Below are 20,384 nucleotides of genomic sequence, written 5' to 3'. Positions count from 1 at the left end.
TCGTCCCCCGGGGCGGTCACGGTCCGTCCCACGGCAGCAGCCCCGCCCGACGGGCCGTCACCACCGCCTCCAGCCGGGTGTGCGCCCCCAGCTTCCGCATGACCGAGCGGAGGTACCCCTTCACCGTCTCCGGGCGCAGGCCGAGCCGCGACGCGGCCACCGCGTTGGTCGCGCCCGAGGCCACCGTCGCCAGGACCTCCGTCTCGCGCGGCGTCAGCGTCGCCCCCGGCGGCCGGTCGACCCCGTGCGTCGCCGTCCGCGGGCCCGGTCCGGCCGACGCCGTCTCCAGGCGTCCGCAGACCGCGAGCAGCCGCGCCCGCAGCTCCGGGTCGCCGACCAGGGGCGCCAGCCCCCGCAGCTCCTCCTCCGCCTGCCGCACCTCCTCCCACGACGCCCCCGCGACCGCAGACCCCGGTGCCGCGCCCGCCCCCGGCAGACCGATCCGGGTCTCGTCCCTTACCGCCAGGGCCTGTTCCACGTCCCGGGCCGCCGCCACCGCCGCGTCGAAGACGCGGTCGCCGATCGGCAGCGCGTCACGCAGCGCCCCGTACAGCACCCCCCGCACCTTCCGCCGTACGACGACGGGCACGGCGACCACCGACCGCAGCCCCTCCGCCGCCACCGGCCCGTCATACTCGTGCGTGATGTGCCGGGCGGAGGCGTAGTCCGTGACCGCGCACGGCCGCGACAGGGCCAGGCACCTCCCGCCCAGGCCGCTGCCCGTCGTGATCGACAGACCGTGCAGGGCCGGCGTCACGGCGCCGTCCACGTCCGCGATCCGCAACCGGCGGCCGTCGTGGAGCAGCCCGCCGAAGACCACCTGCAGCCCGGTGGTCCGGCGCAGTCGCAGCAGCGCCGCGCGCATCTCCCCCTCGTGCGTCCGCCGAGTCCGCTCGCTCACGGAACCTCTCCTTCACCCCCGAACGGGGGTAGTGAGACCTGGGTCACCGATTACACGATGTCCCTGACCGGTCCCGCAACGAGGAGGACACATGACGGCCACCAGCGCGACGGAGAGGTTCCGGGCCGCCCGGGACTTCCTGCTGGAGCACCGCGAGGACTACGCCACGGCGTACGAGGGCTTCGCCTGGCCCCGCCCCGAGCGTTTCAACTGGGCCCTCGACTGGTTCGACGTCATCGCGGCCGGCAACGACAGGACCGCGCTGCACCTCGTCGAGGAGGACGGTTCCGAGACGAGGCTGAGCTTCGCCGAGATGTCCGCCCGTTCCGCCCGGGCCGCCAACTGGCTGCGCGGACAGGGCGTGCGTGCCGGAGACCGGATCATCGTCATGCTCGGCAACCAGGCGGAGCTGTGGGAGACCGCGCTCGCCGCCATGAAGCTCCGCGCCGTCGTCATCCCCGCGACCCCGCTGCTCGGCCCGGCCGATCTGCGCGACCGGGTCGAGCGCGGCCGCGCCCGGCATGTGCTCGTGCGCGCCGAGGACACGGACAAGTTCGACGACGTACCGGGGGAGTACACCCGGATCGTCGTCGGGGGCGAGCGCGCGGGCTGGGCCGGCTACGAGGAGGCGTACGGCGCGTCCGAGCGCTTCGAACCGGACGGGGTCACCCGCGCGGACGACCCGCTGATGCTGTACTTCACCTCCGGTACGACCGCCCGCCCCAAGCTCGTCGAGCACACCCACACCTCGTATCCCGTCGGCCACCTCGCCACCATGTTCTGGATCGGGCTGAAGCCCGGCGACGTGCATCTGAACATCTCCTCGCCCGGCTGGGCCAAGCACGCCTGGTCGAACCTCTTCGCGCCGTGGAACGCCGAGGCGACCGTCTTCCTCCACAACTACACCCGCTTCGACCCGGCCCGGCTGCTGGCCGAGATGGAGCGGAACGGGGTGACCAGCTTCTGCGCCCCGCCGACGGTCTGGCGGATGCTGATCCAGGCCGATCTCACGCAGCTGAAGCGCCCTCCGCGCGAGGTCGTCGCCGCGGGCGAGCCGCTCAACCCGGAGGTCATCGAGTCCGTACGCCGGGCCTGGGGCGTCACCATCCGGGACGGGTTCGGCCAGACGGAGACCGCCGTCCAGGTCTCAAACAGCCCGGGCCAGCGGCTCAAGGAGGGCTCCATGGGCCGGCCGAGCCCCGGCTTCCGGGTCACCCTCGTCGACCCCGTCAGCGGGCGCGCGGACGTCGACGAGGGCGAGATCTGCCTCGATCTCTCCAACGACCCGGTGGGCCTGATGACCGGCTACCACGGCGACCCCGAGCGGACGGCCGAGGCGATGGCCGGGGGCTACTACCGCACCGGGGACATCGGTTCCCGCGACGCCGACGGGTACATCACCTACATCGGCCGGGCCGACGACGTGTTCAAGGCCAGTGACTACAAGATCAGCCCGTTCGAGCTGGAGAGCGCACTCCTGGAGCACGAGGCGGTCGCCGAGGCCGCCGTCGTCCCGGCGCCCGACCCGCTGCGGCTCGCCGTCCCGAAGGCGTACGTGGTCCTCGCGGAGGGCTGGACGCCCGACGCCGAGACCGCGAAGGTGCTCTTCGCGCACTCCCGCGCGGTGCTGGCGCCGTACAAGCGGGTGCGGCGCATCGAGTTCGCCGAGCTGCCGAAGACCGTGTCGGGCAAGATCCGGCGGATCGAGCTGCGCGAGCGCACCGCGAAGGGCGAGGGCACGGAGTACGCGGAAGGGGACCTCGCATGACGCTGTCGTACGCCCACGGGGCGAGCACCACCCCGCTCCTCGGCGACACGATCGGGGCGAACCTCGACCGGGCCGTCGCGACCTGGCCGGAGCGCGAGGCGCTGGTCGACGTCCCCGCCGGGCGCCGCTGGACGTACGTGCAACTCGGTGCGGACGTCGAGCGGTTGGCCGACGCGCTGCTCGGCAGCGGGGTCGCGAAGGGCGACCGGGTGGGGATCTGGGCGGTGAACCGCGCCGAGTGGGTGCTCGTGCAGTACGCGACCGCCCGCATCGGCGCGATCATGGTGAACATCAACCCCGCCTACCGCGCGCACGAGTTGGCGTACGTCCTTCGGCAGGCCGGCGTCTCGCTGCTCTTCGCCTCGCTGAGCCACAAGACGAGCGACTACCGCGCGATGGTCGAGGAGGTCCGCGCGGAGTGTCCGGAGCTGCGCGAGGCCGTCTACTTCGGCGATCCGAGCTGGGACGCGCTGTTCGCCCGTCCCGCGGGGGACCGCCGGCCGGCCGAGCTCTCCTGCGACGAGCCGGTCAACATCCAGTACACCTCCGGTACGACGGGCTTCCCCAAGGGGGCCACCCTCTCCCACCACAACATCCTCAACAACGGTTTTTCCGTCGGGGAGATGATCGCCTACACCGAGCACGACCGCGTCTGCGTGCCCGTTCCCTTCTACCACTGCTTCGGCATGGTGATGGGGAATCTCGCGGCCACCTCGCACGGCGCCTGCCTGGTCATCCCCGCCCCGTCCTTCGACCCCGCGGCCACCCTCCGCGCGGTCGAGGAGGAGCGGTGCACCTCGCTGTACGGCGTGCCGACGATGTTCATCGCGGAGCTGAACCTCCCCGACTTCGGGGCGTACGACCTCTCGACGCTGCGCACCGGGATCATGGCGGGTTCCCCCTGCCCGGTGGAGGTGATGAAGCGGGTCGTCGCGGAGATGAACATGGCGGAGGTGTCGATCTGTTACGGCATGACCGAGACCTCTCCCGTCTCGACCCAGACCCGCCGCGACGACGACCTGGAGCGGCGGACGGGGACGGTCGGCCGGGTCATGCCGCACGTCGAGGTGAAGATCGTCGACCCGGCCACGGGCCTGACGGTGGAGCGCGGGACGGCGGGCGAGCTGTGCACCCGGGGGTACAGCGTGATGCTGGGCTACTGGGACGAGCCGGAGAAGACCGCCGAGGCGATCGACCCGAGCCGCTGGATGCACACCGGGGACCTCGCGGAGATGCGCGAGGACGGGTACGTCAGGATCGTCGGCCGCATCAAGGACATGATCATCCGGGGCGGGGAGAACGTCTACCCACGCGAGATCGAGGAGTTCCTCTACGGCCACGAGAAGATCGCCGACGTCCAGGTCGTCGGCGTGCCCGACGAGCGGTACGGCGAGGAGATCCTCGCCTGCGTGATCCCGCGCGACCCGGCCGACCCGCCGACCCTGGAGGACGTCACGGCCTTCTGCCGCGACCGGCTTGCGCACTACAAGATCCCGCGCCGGGTGGAGATCCTCGCCGAATTCCCGATGACCGTGAGCGGGAAGGTACGGAAGGTGGAGCTGCGACGGCGGTACGGGGGTGAGGGCGGGGGCGGCGCGCACTGATCCTCCCGGGGTCGGCTTCGGGGAGCGGAAGCGCTCACCCAGCCCCCGGCCGGGCACCCGTCTCCGGGGCCGTCGGCATCCGCCCCGCCGCGCGCCCCCCTCGTCACCCGCCCGGCCGGAAGCCGGGAGCGCCGGCCCCGGCCAGGTCCCGGCGCATGCACACCCGCGGCCAGGTCGCCAGGCCGTGCGCCGCCTCGGCCCGTTGGATGGCCCGCAGGCCGGCGGTGAGCGCCGGGTCCGCGTCGGTGAGGGCGCGGAAGCCGAGGCGGGTGTAGTACGGCGCGTTCCACGGCACCTCGCTGAAGGTCGTCAGCGTCAGCGCGGTCAGCCCCCGCCGCCCCGCGCCCGCGGCCAGGTGCTCGATGAGCGAGCGTCCGATGCCGCGGCGGGCGGCGGCCGGGTGCACCGAGACCTGTTCGATGTGGGCCGCCCCGTCGACCGGGTCCGTGAGCAGATAGCCGATCGGGAGGTCGGCCGCGTCGGCCGCCACCCAGGCGCGGCCGGCCCGCCGGTAGGTGTCCAGGACGTCCAGGGAGAGCGGTTCGTCGTCGGCGATGGCCGCCATGCCGAGGGAGCGGAAGGGCTCGCCCGCGGCCCGTTCGATGTCCTGGAGCACGGGGAGGTCGGTCGGTGTGGCCGCTCGGATGCGCATACGACGAGTATGGCGCGCGGCCTCAACGGGTGTCGCGGGTCAGCAGACCGCCGTCGCGGGAGAACCGGGGCAGGAACAGGGCGAGGGCGGGGTCGCCGTACAGCGCGACGTACAGCTGGACCAGCTCCCCGTCCGAGACCTCGGCGCGGTCCGCCGGCAGCGGGTGCCGCTCGCGGAGCCCCGCCAGGAGCCGGTGCGCGGCGCGCGAGGTCGGCGGCAGCCGGAGGAGCACCGCCGCCCCCGCCAGCGGGACGGCCACCAGGGCGAGGGCCAGGACGAGCCCGCCGCCGGACGGCATGGCGGTCAGCAGCCCCGCCGCCAGCGTGAGCGGTACGCAGCCGAGCAGGGCCCGCACGAGCGGCGCGCGCCCCGGAGGCCGTACGAGACCGGCGCGCCCCAGCTCGCCCCACAGCGCGTCGACAGCCCGGCGCGCGGCCGGGCGGGCCGCCAACACCCTTATGTCCAGAGCGCGTTGAAGTGAGCGGTGCACTCCGAGCTGTATCGGGTCGCGGGTCTGTCCCGGGCCGCCGTTGGCGCGAATGGTGCCCTTGCGCCCGGCGGCCACGGCTCCCCGCTGGTGCAGGGCGACGAGGGCCACGGTGACGGCGGCCCGCCGTCCGCCCCGCAGGAGGGCGAGCGCCTGCGGGGACAGCTCCACCCCCTGCGGGCTGCGGTTTCGCAACAGAACCGCCGCCGCGACCAGTTGGCCGCAGGCCGCGGCGAGGAACCACCACATCTCGATCGGCATCACGCCCACCCCCCAAGGGAGTTGTGCCCACGAGAAGCTTGATCGTCACGCGGCGCATGGCCGGATTCCATGGCCCGTAACGCCCGTTTGTGGGGTGGTATCCACCCTTTCTGAGCTCGGAATCATTTATTCCAAGCACCGCACAACTTTCGAGTAGCGTAATTGGCCGATCGCGAAAGGTTGACGGACGGCATTCCCGATCATTAGCTTGTCGGATGCCGCGCACACCATGCCCGGCCGCACGGCCTGAAATACTGCTCGACTCCCTGTAGAGGATCACCCCTTCCTCGCAGGTCCGAATACGGTCACCCGCCAGCCGGAGGCAGTACGTTGTATGAACACCCGAAAACGGGTGGGTTTGCGCTCGTGGCGTTCCCCCCACCCGTACAGTCCTTCACGCACCTTTCCCGCCCCCGCCGGGCCCCCCTGATCTGCGTCGGGGCCCCTGTAGCGAGCCAGTCGGCGGTGTTCTGACGGTCGTCCCGGTAGACGGCCCATCCTCTGCGGTTGCGAACCCATATCACGTCCGGCGTGCCTAGTGCGTCCTTTTTCCGCACTCCGTCACATGCCTGAGATGTGTCATGCCCATGCCCTTTTGAGGTCCATTCCGCATCACCTTTTCCCGACCCTTTACTGACGATCATTTTGCCTGGCTGGAAATCGCCTGCCTTGGTCCGGACTTTTATCGGACACGGGTGAATTCCGGCTGTCCGCCGTACACGAGTCGAAAGGTCCCGGCTGCGATGACCCACGCCCCCACGAAGGTCCTCACCAGGAAGCGCGTCCTGCCCAGCGGCGAGAACGGATCCCTCTGGGCCGCGCGGCCGTCCTACGGCGTCTTCGAGTTCCGCGGCAGGAAGCTGCGCATCGGCGTCGACGACCCTTCCGAGGTGCTGTTCCCCACCGACTGCGGCCTCAGCCTGGTCGCCGCGCTCGACGGTGAGCACGCCCTGGACCTCGAAGGCGTCCGCGCGCTCGACGTCGGCTGCGGTTCCGGCCTCTACACCGTCGCGCTGCTCGCCGCCGGCGCCGCGCACGTGACCGCGCTGGACATCAACGCCGCCTCGGCGCCCGAGACCCGGTCCAACGTCGAGCTCAACGGCCTGGACACCGGGCGCCTCTCCTGCGTGACGGCCGACCTGGCGCAGTACACCCCCGCCACCAAGTTCGACCTGGTCGTCACCAACCCGCCGCACCTGCCGCACGACCCGAGCTACGCCACCGACAACGGGCTCGAGACCGCCCTGGTCGCCGGCCGGAACGGCCGCGCGCTGTACGACGCCGTCGTCGCCCGCATGGACGACCTCCTCGCCCCCGGCGGCCGGCTGATCATGGCGCACTCCTCGCTCGCCGACGTCCCGCGCACCATCGCCGATCTCGAGATGCGCGGCTACGAGTGGCGCACGCTCGAAGTGTGCGAGATGGACATTCCGCTGCTGGCCTACGCGGAGCACAAGGAGACCATGCTCGGCATTCTCGAGGCCCAGCGGGCGATCGGCAGCGCCGAATTCGAAGGAGAGCGGTTCTCGGTCCACGCGCTGGAGTTCCGGCGGCCGGCCGACGCCGCGCTGTGAACCCCCGGAACTCCGCCGCGCGTTCCGAGCCGCAATTCCGCCCGCAGAGCTCCGCACCGCACCACCACACCACGAGGGACATCAGATGACCGCTGAGACCGCTGAGGGAAGCACGCTGCGCGTCACGGCAGCCGAGGTGAACGGACTGCTCGGCCGCTATATCACGGAGACGTTCGACGCCGACCGGAAGGCCGCGCTGCGCGAGCAGTTCGCCTCGGAACACATCGTCCCGCTCCGGCAGCTCTGTCCGCCCGAACTCTTCGCGCCGATCAAGGACGAGGCCTGCTCCATCATGGACAGGTACGGGGTGAACCACGACCTCGTCTTCGAGATCACCGACAACACGCCGCGCAGCATGACCACGGTCGGGCAGCCGGTGATCAAGGACGAAGGCCCGCTGATCGACGCCTTCTACTTCTCGTCCGAACTCCTCGGATTCGTCTCCGACATCGTCGGCGAGCAGGTGCACTCCTGCCCGTACGCCGGCGAGCACTACGTCATCAGCCGCCTCGGCAAGTCCGGTGACACCCACGGCTGGCACTGGGACGACTACACCTACGGCATCATCCTGGTCCTCGAAGCCCCGCACTACACCGAGGGCGGATTCGTCCAGGCCGTCCCCCACACCTCCTGGGACAAGGAGAACCCGGACGTCTACGGCGCCCTGATCAGCAGTCAGGTCCGTTCGTACGCGCTGGAGGCGGGCGACGCGTACGTCGTCAAGACCAACACCACGATGCACCGCGTGCACCCCATCCGCGGCGAGGGCCGCCGCACCATCGTCAACATGACGCTGGCCAGCTCCGAGGACCTGACCAAGTCGCTGACGCACGAGACCAACGACACCCTCTTCGGTGGCGTCCGGGACCCCCGAAGTGCCGGCTGAACCGATGCGGCCGTCCACCGAGGAGCCGTCGGTGCCCTCCCGTGAGCCGATGCCGTCCCACCGCACCGAGACCCCGCGCGCCGGCGACGGCGCGCGCCCCGGCCGGTCGACACAGCCGCGTGAGACGATGCGCGGCCTGCCGCGCGCCGTGCAGCCCTTCCTGACCTGGGTGACCGGAGTGCCCCTGGCCGGTGCCCGGCCGCGGGTGCTCTGGCGGCCGACCCTGGCCCTGATCGCCGGCGCCGTGCAGACCGCCTTCGGCATCGCCCTCGGCGTCTACGCGCTGACCTGCCCGTGGTACGTCCTCGTCCCGCTGGTGCTGCTCTCCTGGCCCACCACCGCCGGCGGCATGCGCCGCCTCGACGTGGTCGTCGTCCACCAGACGCTGCACAAGATGTTCACCGGCTCCACCGCCGGGAACCGCGTCGTCAGCGAGATCATCACCACCCTGCTGTGGCGCCCGCCGTACGACGGGAACCGCCAGGAGCACCTCACCCACCACGCCTTCCCCTGCTCCCTCAAGGACGGCGACACCGTCTACCTGCAGAGCACCGGCGCCCGGCCCGGCATGACCCGGCGGGAGTTCCGGCGCTACCTGCTCAAGGCCGTCCTGTCCCCGGCGCACCACTGGGGTTTCCTCTCCAGCCGGATCCGCGCCAACTTCCTCGCCCGGTCGCCGCTCTACCGCATGGTGATGGCGTACACCTACCTCGCCGGCACCGCCGCCTTCCTCTGGTTCACCGGCTGGTGGCTCCCCTGGCTGCTCTTCTGGTTCCTCCCGGCCACCTTCTTCTTCCAGAACCAGACCCTGCTCTACACCCTCAGCGAGCACCGCTGGTGGCTGTACGACAACGCCGAGCGGCTCACCAAGGCCCAGCGCGACCAGCTCACCTTCGGCCGCTTCTGCGGCGCGCCCGTCCCGGACACCACCGGCGCCGGACCGCTCGCCCGCTGCGGCGCCTGGACCGGCTGGTGGCTGCGCATGGTGCTGCTCTACGCGCCGTACCGGACGTGGATCCTCGTCGGCGACACCGTCCAGCACGACCTCCACCACGTCCGCCCGAAGGTCGACTGGGCGAACTCCTCCTGGATCCGCAACGAGGACCTGGCGACCGGCAACGCCGAACGCTACTTCGAGGCGTGGGGCGGCCTGCTCACCCACGTGTACGTCGGCAACAGCGTCCGCGACTGGGTCACCGCCACACCGTCCGCACCACTCACCACCACCAGGACGGGGTGACCCGATGACCTCCGGACCCCACTCCGTGCTCGTCGTCGACGGCACCGGACGCGGCCACGCGATCTGCGACCTGTTCACCCGCACCGACGCGCACGTGACCGTCCACTACGGCCCCGGCTGCGACGTCGTCAACCACCCGCGCATCCTGCCCGCCGGCTCGATCAGGCTCGACGATCCCCGCACGGCCCTCGACTACCTGGCCGCGCACCCCGTCGAGTTCGTCTTCGTCTCCAACATCGACGCCCTGTCCCAGGGGTACGTCGACGAGCTGCGCCGGGCCGGCCACCGGGTCATCGGGCCCACCGCGGCCGCCGCCGCCCTGGAGTCCAGCAAGACCCGCGGCAAGGAGTTCTGCCGCGACCACGGCATCCCCGTCGCCGAGTTCGAGGTGTTCACGGACGCGGCGAAGGCGAGGGAGTACGTCGCCTCGCGGCCGTACCACTGTGTCGTCAAGACCGACGGGCTCACCCCGGACGGCGACGGATCGGTGGTCTGCGACACCCCGGGCGAGGCCCTCGCGGCGATCGACCGGTTCGAGGCGGAGGCCGCGCGCACCGCCGACGCCGGCGACGGCCCCGGGCTGCGGCTCGTCGTCGAGGAACGCCTCACCGGCCGCGAGATCTCGGTGTTCGCCCTCCTCGACGGCGACAGCGCCCTCGTCTTCCCGACCGCCATGGACTACAAGCGCACCCTGGAGGCCGACGCCGGCAAGAACTGCGACGGCATGGGGTCCGTGGCCCCGCACCCGTACGACAGTCCCGCGCTGTGCGAGGAGCTGCGCGCCACGCTCGTCGACCCGCTGGTGCGCGGACTGCGGGCGGAGGGGCTCGACTTCACCGGCTTCGTCTACATCGGCGCCATGCTCACCCCCCGCGGCCCGGTCGTCATCGAGATCAACGCCCGGTTCGGCGACTCCGAGGCCCAGGTCGTCCTGCCGGGCGTCCGCAGCGACTTCACCGAGCTGTGCCGCGCCGTCCTCGCCCGCGACCTCGCCCGGCACCGGCTCGACACCGACGGCCTCGCCCGCTGCTCCGTCGCCCTGGTCCAGGGCTGCCTGGACCAGGCCGACCCGCAGGCCCTGGTCGGCTGGCCCTTCGGCGCCTTCGCCACCGGCCAGCCGGTCCACGGCCTGGACCGGTCCGACGGGCCCGCCGAGCCCCGTCCGGCCGACGGCCCCGCCGAGACGGTCGTCTTCTGCGCCAACGTGCGCCGCGACACCGCCGGCGTGCCGCGGACCACCGGCGGCCGCGTCGTCCACGTCGTCGGCGCCGGGCGGACGCCCGAGCAGGCCCGGCGCAGGGCCTACGACCGCATCCAGCGCATCTCCTTCCCCGGCATGCGCTACCGCACCGACATCGGGGCCGAACCGGCCGCGGCCACCGCGCCGCACGCCGACGCCGTCCCCACAGGGAAGTGAGAACGCCATGCCCCGCAGAAAAGCGTTCGTCCTCTTCGAGCTGATGAACGCCATGCTCTACACCGCGCAGGAGGCCAAGGCGCGAGGCTTCGACATCGTCGCCCTCAACCACAACCCCCTGTGCGCGGCCGGCCCCTTCACCGTCCCGGACGGCCTCGTCGACGAGCGCGTCACCATCGCCTCGTGGACCGACACCCCGGCGCTCGACGCCGTCCTGAAGGACCTGGCCGACCGGTACGACATCGTCGGCACGCACAGCATGTTCGAGCCGACCCTGCCCCACCAGGCCGCCCTGCGGCAGCTCGCCGGCCTCCCGACGACCGACCCGGCGACCCTGCTGCGCATCCTCGACAAGACCCGGGTGCGCGCCACGCTGCACGACGCGGGCCTCTCCGCGCTGCGCGGAGTCCCGCTCGACGAGGCGCTGGCCTGGGAGAGCTGGGAGTTCTCCCGGGCGGCCGTCCTGAAGCCCGCCAACGGCACCGGCAGCGCGCTCTGCTTCGAGGTCTCCACCCTCGCCGAACTGCGCGACACGGCCGAGCGGGTCCGCACCGCCGACGTCGTCAACCCCCTGATGCGCGACTACATCCGGGCCCACGGCGGCTTCGTCCTGGAGGAGAAGGCCGAGGGCGAACTCCTCTCCGTCGAATCCGTGGTGCACCGCGGCGAGGTCGGCTTCGTCACCCTCACCGGACGCTACGTCCTCGCCGCCGACCCGGTCGTCGAGCAGGGCATGCAGACCCCCTACCACCACCCGCGCCTCGCCGAGCTGGTGGAGAAGTCGCGCGCGGTCCACGAGTGCCTGGGCTTCCACCACGGGCCCACCCACCTGGAGTTCATGGTCGCCGACGACGGCACCGCCGAACTCATCGACTTCAACCCGCGCGCCGCCGGCTTCGCCTCCCCGGTGTCCATCGGAGAGGCGTACGGACTCGACTACGCGAGCGTCCTCGTCGACGTCGGGTGCGGCGTCGCCCCGGACCTCGGCTTCACCGCCCGGCCGCCCCGGTACGCGGTCGAGATGGTGGTCCTGCCCCCGCCGGGCACCACCGAGTTCCGCACCATCGAGTTCCCCGCCGACAGCATCGCCGCCCGCGCCACCAAGAGCCCGGGGGAGCGGCTCAGCGGCCGCGCCGACCAGCTCGACGCCGTCGGCATGTTCATCGTCACCGCCCCCACGGCCGCCGAGGCGCACCGGCGCGGCCTCGCCGCCCGCCAGGAGGTCGTCGTCAACGGCGTTCGGCTCGGCGACAACCCGCACAACACCGTCGCCTTCTCCGAGCACATCGGCCGGGAGCTGCCCGCGCCCGCCGGACCGCAGTCGTGACCGCCCCCGCACCCGACAGAGAGGGAACCATGAACCAGGGCCCAGGCCTGGCCGAGGTGTACGAGGACCGTGAATCGGCGGTCCGCTCCTACGCGCGGTCCTTCCCCGCCACCTTCGAGACCGCCAGCAGGGAGTTCCTGGTCAGCGCGGACGGAACCCGCTACCTCGACTTCCTCGCCGGGGCCGGGGCCCTGAACTACGGCCACAACCCGGAGTTCGCCAAGCGGGCCCTCATCGACCACATGGAGCGCGACGGCCTGACCCACGGCCTCGACCTGGCGACCACCGTCAAGCAGGACTTCCTCGAGACCTTCCGGGACCTCGTGCTGAGGCCGCGCGGCCTCGACCACAAGGTGCAGTTCTGCAGCCCGTCGGGGACCAACGCGGTCGAGGCCGCCCTCAAGGTCGCCCGCCTGGTCACCGGGCGGACCAACGTGATCGCCTTCGGCGGCGGTTTCCACGGCATGAGCACCGGCGCGCTCGCCGCGGTCGGCTCCGACTTCTACAAGCAGGGCCTGCGCCCCACCCTCTCCGGGGTCACCCACGTGCCCTACCCGGACTCCCCGATGGGCCCGTTCGACAGCCTGGACCTCCTCGACCGGCTGGTGGGCGACCCCAGCTCCGGCGTCGAGAAGCCGGCCGCCGTGCTCCTGGAGACCGTCCAGTGCGAGGGCGGGGTGTACGTCGCCCCCGACGCGTTCCTCACCGCGCTGCGCCGCTGGTGCGACACCCACCGGGTGCTCCTCGTCGTCGACGACATCCAGGTCGGCTGCGGCCGTACCGGCTCGTTCTTCTCCTTCGAAGAGGCCGGCATCGCCCCCGACCTGATCACCCTCTCCAAGTCGATCAGCGGCTACGGCCTGCCGATGGCGCTGCTGCTGCTCAAGCCCGAGTACGACATCTGGAAGCCGGGCCAGCACAACGGCACCTTCCGCGGCAACCAGCTCGCCTTCGTCGCGGCCACCGCCGCCCTGCGCGCCCACTGGGCGGACGGCGCCGACCCGGCCTTCGGCGCCGAGGTGCGCCGCAAGGGCGAGCTGGTCACCGACCTCCTTCGGCGCGAGGTCGGCACCCGCTTCGGCGCCCTGCTGCGGGGCCGCGGCCTCATCCAGGGCATCGACCTCAGCGGCACCAACATTTCCGGCGCCAAGGTCTCCCGCCGCTGCTTCGACCACGGACTGATCGTGGAGACCTGCGGCCGCGACAGCGAGGTCGTCAAGATCCTGCCGCCGCTGATCGCGGAGGACAGCAGCCTGCTGCGGGGCCTGGAGATCATCGTCGAGGCCCTCTACGACGAGGCGGAAGGCGCCCGCAGGCGCCCCGCGACCGACGGACGCGCCCCGGTGGCCGCGGCCTCATGACGACGAGCGAAGGAGCGGCCCACGTGGACACCGACACCCCCTCCCGTACCCCCGACGGCGGCGACACCCCCGCCACCATCCTGATCATCGGCGGGCGGCTGGAAGCCCTGCGCAAGGCCAAGGAGCTCGGCCTGCGGATCGTCTTCCTCCAGCACAAGGAGCGCCTGCTCCCCGGCCAGGCCGAGGTCGCCGACGTGCTGCTGCTGGTGGACTACCTCGACTGGGAGGTGACCCGCCCCCTCGTCCGCGCCGCCCACGAGGCGTACGGCTTCACCGCGGTCATGACCCTGGTGGAGCAGGCCACCGAACTGGCCGGCCGGATCAACGACATGCTGGGCTTCGACGGCACCTCGTACGAGGTGGCGCGGCGCTTCCACGACAAGCTGCGGATGCGCGAGTGGCTGCACAGCACCGGCTTCGAGTCGGTGGGCTGCGCCGAGGTCGCCTCCGCCGACGACGTGCGCGACTTCGCCGGACGGTACGGCTTCCCGGTCATCGTCAAGCCGCTGGACGGCACCGCCAGCCGGGGCATCGCGGTCATCGACGGTCCGGAGGAGGCGGACGAGGCGTGGGCGGAGCTGACCGGCCTGCGCGGCCGCGACGACCTGCCGATGGCCACCTTCTACCCCGTCGACCGCTTCATCGCCGAGGAGTACATCGACGGCGTCGAGTACAGCGTCGAGAGCTTCTCCTTCGACGGCCGGCACATCGTCGTCTCGATCACCGACAAGTTCGCCGACGGCTGCGTCGAGATGGGCCACGCCCTCCCGGCGATCCTGAGCGCCGAGGACGAGACCGTCATCGAGGACCACGTCGTCGGCTTCCTCACGGCCATGGGACTGAAGGACGGTGTCGGCCACACCGAGATCAGGCTCTCCTCGAAGGGCCCGCGGATCATCGAGGGCCACGACCGGGTCGCCGGCGACCGGCTCCTGGACTTCATGGCCGTCACCCACGGCTTCGACATCGAGCGGTACGCCTCCGGCTGGCCGACCCGCGTCCTGCCCGCTCTCACCGCCCGCCCGGAGCCCGTCCTCGGCGCCGCCACCAAGTGGGTCAACGGCGAGCCCGGCATCGTCGAGGGCGTCGAAGGGGTGGAGGAACTGCGCGCCGAGCCCGGGGTGTTCGGTGTCGACGTCCACGTGGCCCCCGGCGACGTGATCGAGCCGATGAGCGACAACTTCGGCCGCCACGTGCAGGTCCTGGTCACCGCCGACACCACCGCGGCCGCCATCGAGCGCATCGACGCGCTCATCGGCCGGGTGCGGGTCGTCACCCGTCCCGCCGCGGGCTGAGCCCGACGCCGCCCCCACGAGTCAACGAGAGAGAGCCGGGACAGTGGCAACCACCCTCGCACCCGAGACGGTCTGGCAGAGGCTCGGCGTACCGCGCCTGAAGGGAAACGGAAGGTTCGTCTCCGCCAGCCTCATCGACAGCCTCGGCACCGGGCTGATCATGGCGTTCACCCTGGTGTATTTCGCCAGGACGACCTCGGTCTCCGTCACGGCCATCGGCGCCGCGATGACCGTCGCGCGGCTGATCGCCCTGCCCGCCTCGATCGTCGTGGGGCCGCTGATCGACCGGTTCAGCGCCCGCCGGACCGCCGCCTGGGGCAACCTCGTCTCGGTCGCCGGATACCTCGGCTTCCTCATGGCCCACTCCGTGTGGCAGATCATCCTCGTCGTCTTCCTGGTGCAGGTCGGCCACACCACCTACTGGACCTCCAGCAGCGGTCTGGTGGTGCTGGCCTCGCCGGAGGACCGGCGCACCAGCTGGTTCGGCTTCATGACGGCCCTGCGCAACACGGCGATGGGCATCGGCGGCGCGCTCGCCGCCTTCGCCTTCACCCTGGGCGAGGGGACCGCCCTGCACGCCATCGTGGTCGGCAACGCGGTCAGCTACGTCCTGGCCGCGACCCTGCTGTTCTCGTGGCGGCCGGCCCGGCAGGAGCCCGCCGCACCGGCCGCCGGCGCCGACGTCGCGGATCAGGTGCAGCAGGTCAAGGCCGGTTACGCGACGGTCCTGCGGGACGTCTCGTACACCCTCCTCATCGGCGTCAACGCCACCCTGGTCTTCGGCCAGATGCTGATCAAGGTGCTCCTCGCGATCTACATCGTCGACGCCCTGGAGCTGCCCGCCTGGACCGCCGGCACCCTCATCGTGGTCAACGCGGTCCAGGTCTCGCTCACCCAGACCCTCGTCTCCAAACGGACCGAGGGGTCCCGGATGACCCGGGTCATCATGCTGGCGGCGGTGCTCAACGCGGCCGCCTTCGGCCTGTTCGCCGTCCTCTACACGACCCCCGACGCCGTCACCTACGTGGGGCTCTTCCTGGCGATGGTCGTCTTCACCCTCGCCGAGGTCATCGCGTTCCCCGCCGTCGAGACGCTCAGCGTGTCGATGGCACCCGCGCACATCCGTGGCCGCTACCTGGCCACCTACCAGTTGTCCTGGACCGTCGGCGAGGTCGCCGCGCCAGGTCTGCTCACCTTCCTGCTCGCCAGGGGCGAGGTCCTGCCGATGCTCTTCCTGCTGGGGCTGAGCCTGCTGGCGATCCCGCTGCTGCTGGTGCTGGAACGGCGAGCGCAGCACACCACGAAGTCGATCGGAGAAACCGCATGAGGACAGTCGCAGTGATATCGACGCGTGGCTTCGGAGTCTTCCGCCACGACCTGCTGGTGGAGCCGGAGAAGGTCCACTTCGTCGGCATCTTCTCCGAGCAGGACAGCGCCAACGTCTCGGACGCCGAGCGGGCCTACTTCCACCGGATCCACGTCGTCCCGTGCGGCCTGGAGGACCCGTCGTACACCGAGTCCTCGATCGTCGACCCGGCCGCCACCCGGGCCATCGTCCGGGAGCTGGCCGCCGGGGCCGGGCCCGGCGAACTCACCCTGCACTGCTTCGACGAGCGCAACCTGCTGCTGACGGCCGAGCTGCGCGAGGAGTTCGGCCTCGCCGGGCCGACGTACGAACAGCTCCTGCCGTACCGCGACAAGTGCCTGATGAAGGAGAAGCTGGCCGGAACCGGGCTGCGCGTGCCCCGCTTCGGGCGCTTCGACCAGCAGGCCTTCCAGGACGACCCGGCCGCCTGCCTGGACCGCATCGTCGCGGACGTCGGCATGCCGTTCGTCCTCAAGCCGGTCGACGCCGCCTCCGCCGACGGCGTGTACAAGGTCTTCACGGCGGAGGAGTTCCACGCCCTCCCGCGCGACCTCGGCCGCAGCTACGAGTACGAGGAGCACATCGACGGCACCATGTACAGCGTCAACCTCGTCGTCCAGGACGGCCGGACCGTCTTCGGCGGGGTGACGGAGTACCTGGTCAACTCCACCGAGGTGCAGCGCGGCCGGGTCAACGCCGACATCAACCTCATCGACTCCGACCCGCGCGTCCCGCGCATGATCGACTTCGCCGAGACGGTCCTCGACGCGCTCGGCAAGCTCGACGGGGCGAGCCACCTGGAGCTGTTCCACACCAAGGACGACGAGCTGGTCTTCCTGGAGGTCGGCGCCCGTTTCAAGGGACTCGCCGGACTCGCCGCCATGCAGCAGAACTACGCGATCGCACTGCTCAACCTGGCCTTCGAGATCGAGGCGGGCCTGCCGAGCCACCCCTGGGACCAGGAGCAGATGTACTGCTTCGACGCCGTCATGCCCAAGCGGCCGGGGATCGTCGCCGAGCTGGTGGACCCGGACGTGGAGAGCGAGGTCGAGATGAGGTGGAAGGTCCGCGTCGGCGAGGAGATCAAGCAGGGCGCCTCCCTCATCGACAACGGCGGCATGTTCCTGGTCCGCAACCACGACTACGAAGCCCTCTACCGCGACTTCGAACGGCTCGCCTCCTACGAGCCCATCCGGTACGAGGACTGAGCGTGCTCCGCAGACGACGCCCCGAACCCGTCGACATCGCACCGGTCCGTTCCGCGGTGGAAAACATTGTCGAATCGGACCGGTTCGACGGATGGCTGATCGAGACCCCGGACCATGTCCTGGTCCAGATCGCCGCCCCGTTGGAGATGCTCCAGTTCCAGTACTTCCTGACGCCCCCTCAGGACCATCTCCTCGTCCGGGCGTCGCGGGTGGTGTGGGAGGCTGTCGCCGGCCTCCTGGACGACTGTCCGGACGATCTGGCCGCCGCCTTCGCCGCGCTCGGCGCCTCCCTTGGGGAGCGCGCCCCCGAGCCGGATCCCGCCACGGCGGGGGGTTCCGCCCCGGCGGGCGGCCAGGGGTGAGCCACCCGCCCCCCGCTCCGGCCCCGCGCCGGGCGAGGAACGACAGGAGAACCTCCGTGCACTACACCGGGCTCGACCTCGACCGGGCCGGCGGCCGACGCACCGACGCCGCGTGGATCACGGGCCTCGCCGCCCGCCCCGGCACCCGGGTCGTCCCGCTCTGGCAGGACCAGTGCCTCGTGCGGGACGGCGCGCCGGTGACCCTCGGGGCGGGGGAGGCCCGCGCGCTCCTCGACGCGGTCCCGGAGCCGGTGTTCCTGGGGCTGGACGGCGAGACCGCGATCCTCGCGGCCGACCTGTCCGGCCTGCCCCGGGAGGAGGCGCTCACCCTCGCGGGGGCGGACGCCGCGCAAGACGTACGCGCCCTGGTGTCGTCCATCGACACGGCGCAGGCGGGTCTCCTCGCGTACGCCCGGGGCATCACGCACTGGGCGCGGGGCCAGCGGTTCTGCGGGGCCTGCGGAGGACGGGCGGAGAGCCGCGACGGAGGTCACCTGCGGGTCTGCCGGGACTGCGGCAAGCTCCTCTTCCCCCGGATCGAGCCGGCGGTGATCGTCCTGGTGGAGCGGGCCGGCGAGCCCCGGCGCTGCCTCCTCGGCCGGCACGCGGGCTCCGGGCCGGAGGCCTTCTCCACCCTCGCCGGTTTCGTCGAGATCGGCGAGAGCCTGGAGGACGCCGTCCGCCGCGAGGTTTTCGAAGAGGCCGGTGTGGTGGTCAAGGACGTCGTCTACCAGGGCTCGCAGGCCTGGCCGTTCCCGGCCGGGCTGATGGTGGCGTTCCGGGCCGAGGCGGTCTCGGACGAGTCGGTCGCGGACGGCGAGGAGGTCGTCGAGACCCGCTGGTTCACCCCCACCGAACTGCGCGCGCACATCGAGGCCGGCCACGGCTACCGGCCGGACTCCATCGGCAGATTCCTCATCGAGAGCTGGATTGCGGAGAACGAGAACGCGGATGACGACACCACAGAGAACACAGCCCCCTACGGACCCGAGCGGTGACGACGAGTCGGCGCGCGGGAACCCCGCCTCCGGGGTTCCCGGCGCCGGCCCCGGCCCCTCCCCGGAACCCGGTTCCGGGCCTTCGCGCCCCGGAATTCCCGGATCGCGCGTCCTGGGAATTCCCGCCGCCTCCCCGGAAGCGGCGCTCGGCTATTTCCTCCATGCCCGGCTGGCCTGCGAGACCGACCCCTACGACGTCCACCACGACCTCGCCGCCGGAGTGCCGGGCTTCGTCCTGGTCGACGCCCGGTCGAAGGCCGCGTTCGAGGAGGAGTGCCTGCCCGGCGCCCTCGGCCTGCCGCACGCCGAACTGACCGACGCCGTCCTGAGCGGGCTCGACCCCGAGCCGGTCTACGTCACCTACGGCTGGGGCCCCGCCTGCAACGCGGGCTCCAGGGCCGCCGCGAAGCTCGCGGCGGCCGGTTTCCGGGTCAAGGAGATGCTCGGCGGCCTCGAGTACTGGAAACGGCAGGACCATCCCACGACGAAGGCGAGGCGGTAGCGGTGGTAGCGGTGTCGAACGAGATCAAGCTGGTCATCGACGAGGTCAACGAGATACGCCGGGAGCTCGTCCCCGGAGCGGATGTCACCGGCCCCGTCTTCCTCGCCGAGCTGCTGCGCCGGCTGGAGGCCTCCGAGCACGTCCGCGACCAGCCGGCGGCCCGGGCCTTCATGGACGACCTGCGCGAGAACCTGGGCGAGGACCTGCGCGAGGACTTCGGCGAGAGCGCCGAGGGGCAGCGGGAGCTCCGGCTGCGCCGGACCAAGGAGCACATCAACACCGAGCGCGACCGGCATCTCTTCTCGCTCTTCAACGCCTCTTATTTCCCGCGTCTCTCCCTTGACTACCTCACCTATGAGCCGCTGCCGACCCATCCCCACCTGGCCCGCCGCTACGGCAGCAACACCATGCCGGTGAACATCACCGCGTGTACGGACGGATTCAATTCCCGGGTGGTCGTCGCGCTCTTCCCGGAGAACCACATCGACGGCCGTCAGGACCCCGACGACCTCATTTTCTATTTCATCGACAAGTTCGTCGAACGGCACAACCGCATCACGCGGAAGATGATCGACGAAGTGATGGCACCGGGCAGTTTCCCGCTCATCCAGGGGGCCGACGACGAGCTGGTCGAGGCGGCCTCCTCATGGTGGGTGCGCCTGCACGAATTCCACCACCGGCAGGGCGACATGCCGATCCCGGACTATCTGCACGCGAAGAAGCTGAAGCCCCTCGCCGGCCTGGAGGAGCTGCGGGTCGACGTCTCCTCCATGCTGGTGTGCCTGGAGGACCGCGAACTCCCGGCGGAGGAGGCGCGGCGCGCGTACGAGTACATCCTCGCCGAGCGGCTGCTGCGGTACGCCGTCGAGGGCATACCGCGGCCCAACTACGACGCCGTCGCCTCGCAGTTGCTCTTCAACTACCTCTCGGCACACGGCGGGATCGAGCTGCGGGACGAGCGCATCCACCTCCGTCCGGAGCTGCCCGCGGTCCTGGCGAGCTTCCTCGGGGAGATCCAGGCCGTGGAGCGGCGGATCCACAGTGCGTCGGTGGCCGAGGTGAAGTCCGGGCTCCTGGAGTTCACCAACCGGTACACCGAGTACGACGAGGAGGCGGGGGACTACCGCCACATCCCGTTCTTCGCCGACGTCAAGCAGCGGCTCGGGGTCTGAGCG

Annotated in this window: 18 protein-coding genes; 15 read left to right on the top strand and 3 right to left on the bottom strand. The window is 71.4% G+C overall.

The window, feature by feature from the left end:
• Positions 1-16: 16 nt before the first annotated feature.
• On the bottom strand, positions 17-865 hold the full coding sequence (locus tag ACZ6RC_RS13765; RefSeq protein ID WP_469582852.1) for a helix-turn-helix transcriptional regulator: 849 nt from the start codon (positions 863-865) through the stop codon (positions 17-19).
• Between the two features lie 127 nt (positions 866-992).
• Here ACZ6RC_RS13765 and ACZ6RC_RS13760 point away from each other — a divergent pair, with 127 nt between their 5' ends.
• Together ACZ6RC_RS13760 and ACZ6RC_RS13755 are read left to right on the top strand one after the other, a co-directional pair.
• On the top strand, positions 993-2,669 hold the full coding sequence (locus ACZ6RC_RS13760) for an AMP-binding protein (RefSeq protein WP_469582171.1): 1,677 nt from the start codon (positions 993-995) through the stop codon (positions 2,667-2,669).
• Positions 2,666-4,273 (top strand): AMP-binding protein, encoded by a 1,608-nt coding sequence (locus ACZ6RC_RS13755; protein ID WP_469582168.1) that lies wholly within the window; start codon positions 2,666-2,668, stop codon positions 4,271-4,273. The genes ACZ6RC_RS13760 and ACZ6RC_RS13755 overlap by 4 nt, the downstream gene beginning before the upstream one ends.
• Before the next feature lie 103 nt (positions 4,274-4,376).
• Here the strand turns inward: ACZ6RC_RS13755 and ACZ6RC_RS13750 are convergent, their stop codons facing one another.
• Positions 4,377-4,925 carry a GNAT family N-acetyltransferase gene (locus ACZ6RC_RS13750; RefSeq protein ID WP_469582165.1) on the bottom strand — a complete coding sequence of 183 codons (549 nt, stop codon included), beginning with the start codon at positions 4,923-4,925 and terminating at the stop codon, positions 4,377-4,379.
• A gap of 22 nt (positions 4,926-4,947) precedes the next feature.
• Entirely contained in the window at positions 4,948-5,673 is a 726-nt protein-coding gene (locus tag ACZ6RC_RS13745; RefSeq protein WP_469582162.1) for a TIGR04222 domain-containing membrane protein, read from the bottom strand.
• A 743-nt stretch (positions 5,674-6,416) separates the two neighbouring features.
• On the opposite strand from ACZ6RC_RS13745, the gene ACZ6RC_RS13740 reads away from it, so the two are divergent.
• The 13 genes from ACZ6RC_RS13740 (at position 6,417) to ACZ6RC_RS13680 (ending at position 20,381) form a co-directional block, all read left to right on the top strand.
• Positions 6,417-7,247, top strand: a complete 831-nt coding sequence (locus ACZ6RC_RS13740; protein ID WP_391142164.1) for a methyltransferase — start codon at positions 6,417-6,419, stop codon at positions 7,245-7,247.
• 85 nt (positions 7,248-7,332) lie between these two features.
• On the top strand, positions 7,333-8,133 hold the full coding sequence (locus ACZ6RC_RS13735; protein WP_453611812.1) for a HalD/BesD family halogenase: 801 nt from the start codon (positions 7,333-7,335) through the stop codon (positions 8,131-8,133).
• A gap of 31 nt (positions 8,134-8,164) precedes the next feature.
• Positions 8,165-9,373 (top strand): fatty acid desaturase, encoded by a 1,209-nt coding sequence (locus ACZ6RC_RS13730; protein WP_469582158.1) that lies wholly within the window; start codon positions 8,165-8,167, stop codon positions 9,371-9,373.
• Between the two features lie 4 nt (positions 9,374-9,377).
• The gene (purD, locus tag ACZ6RC_RS13725; protein WP_469582155.1) at positions 9,378-10,790 is read left to right on the top strand and encodes a phosphoribosylamine--glycine ligase; all 1,413 of its coding nucleotides are present in this window, start codon (positions 9,378-9,380) and stop codon (positions 10,788-10,790) included.
• 7 nt (positions 10,791-10,797) lie between these two features.
• On the top strand, positions 10,798-12,117 hold the full coding sequence (locus tag ACZ6RC_RS13720; RefSeq protein ID WP_469582153.1) for an ATP-grasp domain-containing protein: 1,320 nt from the start codon (positions 10,798-10,800) through the stop codon (positions 12,115-12,117).
• Between the two features lie 29 nt (positions 12,118-12,146).
• Entirely contained in the window at positions 12,147-13,478 is a 1,332-nt protein-coding gene (locus ACZ6RC_RS13715) for a diaminobutyrate--2-oxoglutarate transaminase (protein WP_469582150.1), read from the top strand.
• A 23-nt stretch (positions 13,479-13,501) separates the two neighbouring features.
• Complete coding sequence (locus ACZ6RC_RS13710) at positions 13,502-14,773, top strand: ATP-grasp domain-containing protein (protein ID WP_453611799.1); 1,272 nt, start codon at positions 13,502-13,504, stop codon at positions 14,771-14,773.
• 43 nt (positions 14,774-14,816) lie between these two features.
• Positions 14,817-16,100: an MFS transporter gene (locus tag ACZ6RC_RS13705; protein ID WP_469582146.1), complete on the top strand. Its 1,284-nt coding sequence runs from the start codon at positions 14,817-14,819 to the stop codon at positions 16,098-16,100.
• A gap of 11 nt (positions 16,101-16,111) precedes the next feature.
• Complete coding sequence (locus tag ACZ6RC_RS13700) at positions 16,112-17,347, top strand: ATP-grasp domain-containing protein (protein ID WP_469582144.1); 1,236 nt, start codon at positions 16,112-16,114, stop codon at positions 17,345-17,347.
• A gap of 56 nt (positions 17,348-17,403) precedes the next feature.
• The gene (locus tag ACZ6RC_RS13695; RefSeq protein ID WP_391142185.1) at positions 17,404-17,709 is read left to right on the top strand and encodes a hypothetical protein; all 306 of its coding nucleotides are present in this window, start codon (positions 17,404-17,406) and stop codon (positions 17,707-17,709) included.
• Positions 17,710-17,765: 56 nt separating this feature from the next.
• Positions 17,766-18,707: an NAD(+) diphosphatase gene (nudC, locus tag ACZ6RC_RS13690; RefSeq protein ID WP_391142187.1), complete on the top strand. Its 942-nt coding sequence runs from the start codon at positions 17,766-17,768 to the stop codon at positions 18,705-18,707.
• Positions 18,661-19,209, top strand: a complete 549-nt coding sequence (locus ACZ6RC_RS13685; RefSeq protein ID WP_391142188.1) for a rhodanese-like domain-containing protein — start codon at positions 18,661-18,663, stop codon at positions 19,207-19,209. Before nudC ends, ACZ6RC_RS13685 begins: the two co-directional genes overlap by 47 nt.
• Positions 19,210-19,220: 11 nt before the next feature.
• Positions 19,221-20,381, top strand: coding sequence for a DUF6421 family protein (locus ACZ6RC_RS13680; protein WP_469582138.1), 1,161 nt, complete (start codon positions 19,221-19,223; stop codon positions 20,379-20,381).
• Positions 20,382-20,384: the final 3 nt, after the last annotated feature.

The sequence above is a fragment of the Streptomyces sp. NPDC048353 genome (genome assembly GCF_055587165.1).
Note: the sequence above shows the minus strand (reverse complement) of the source record. Positions and strands in the feature narration are given on the sequence as shown.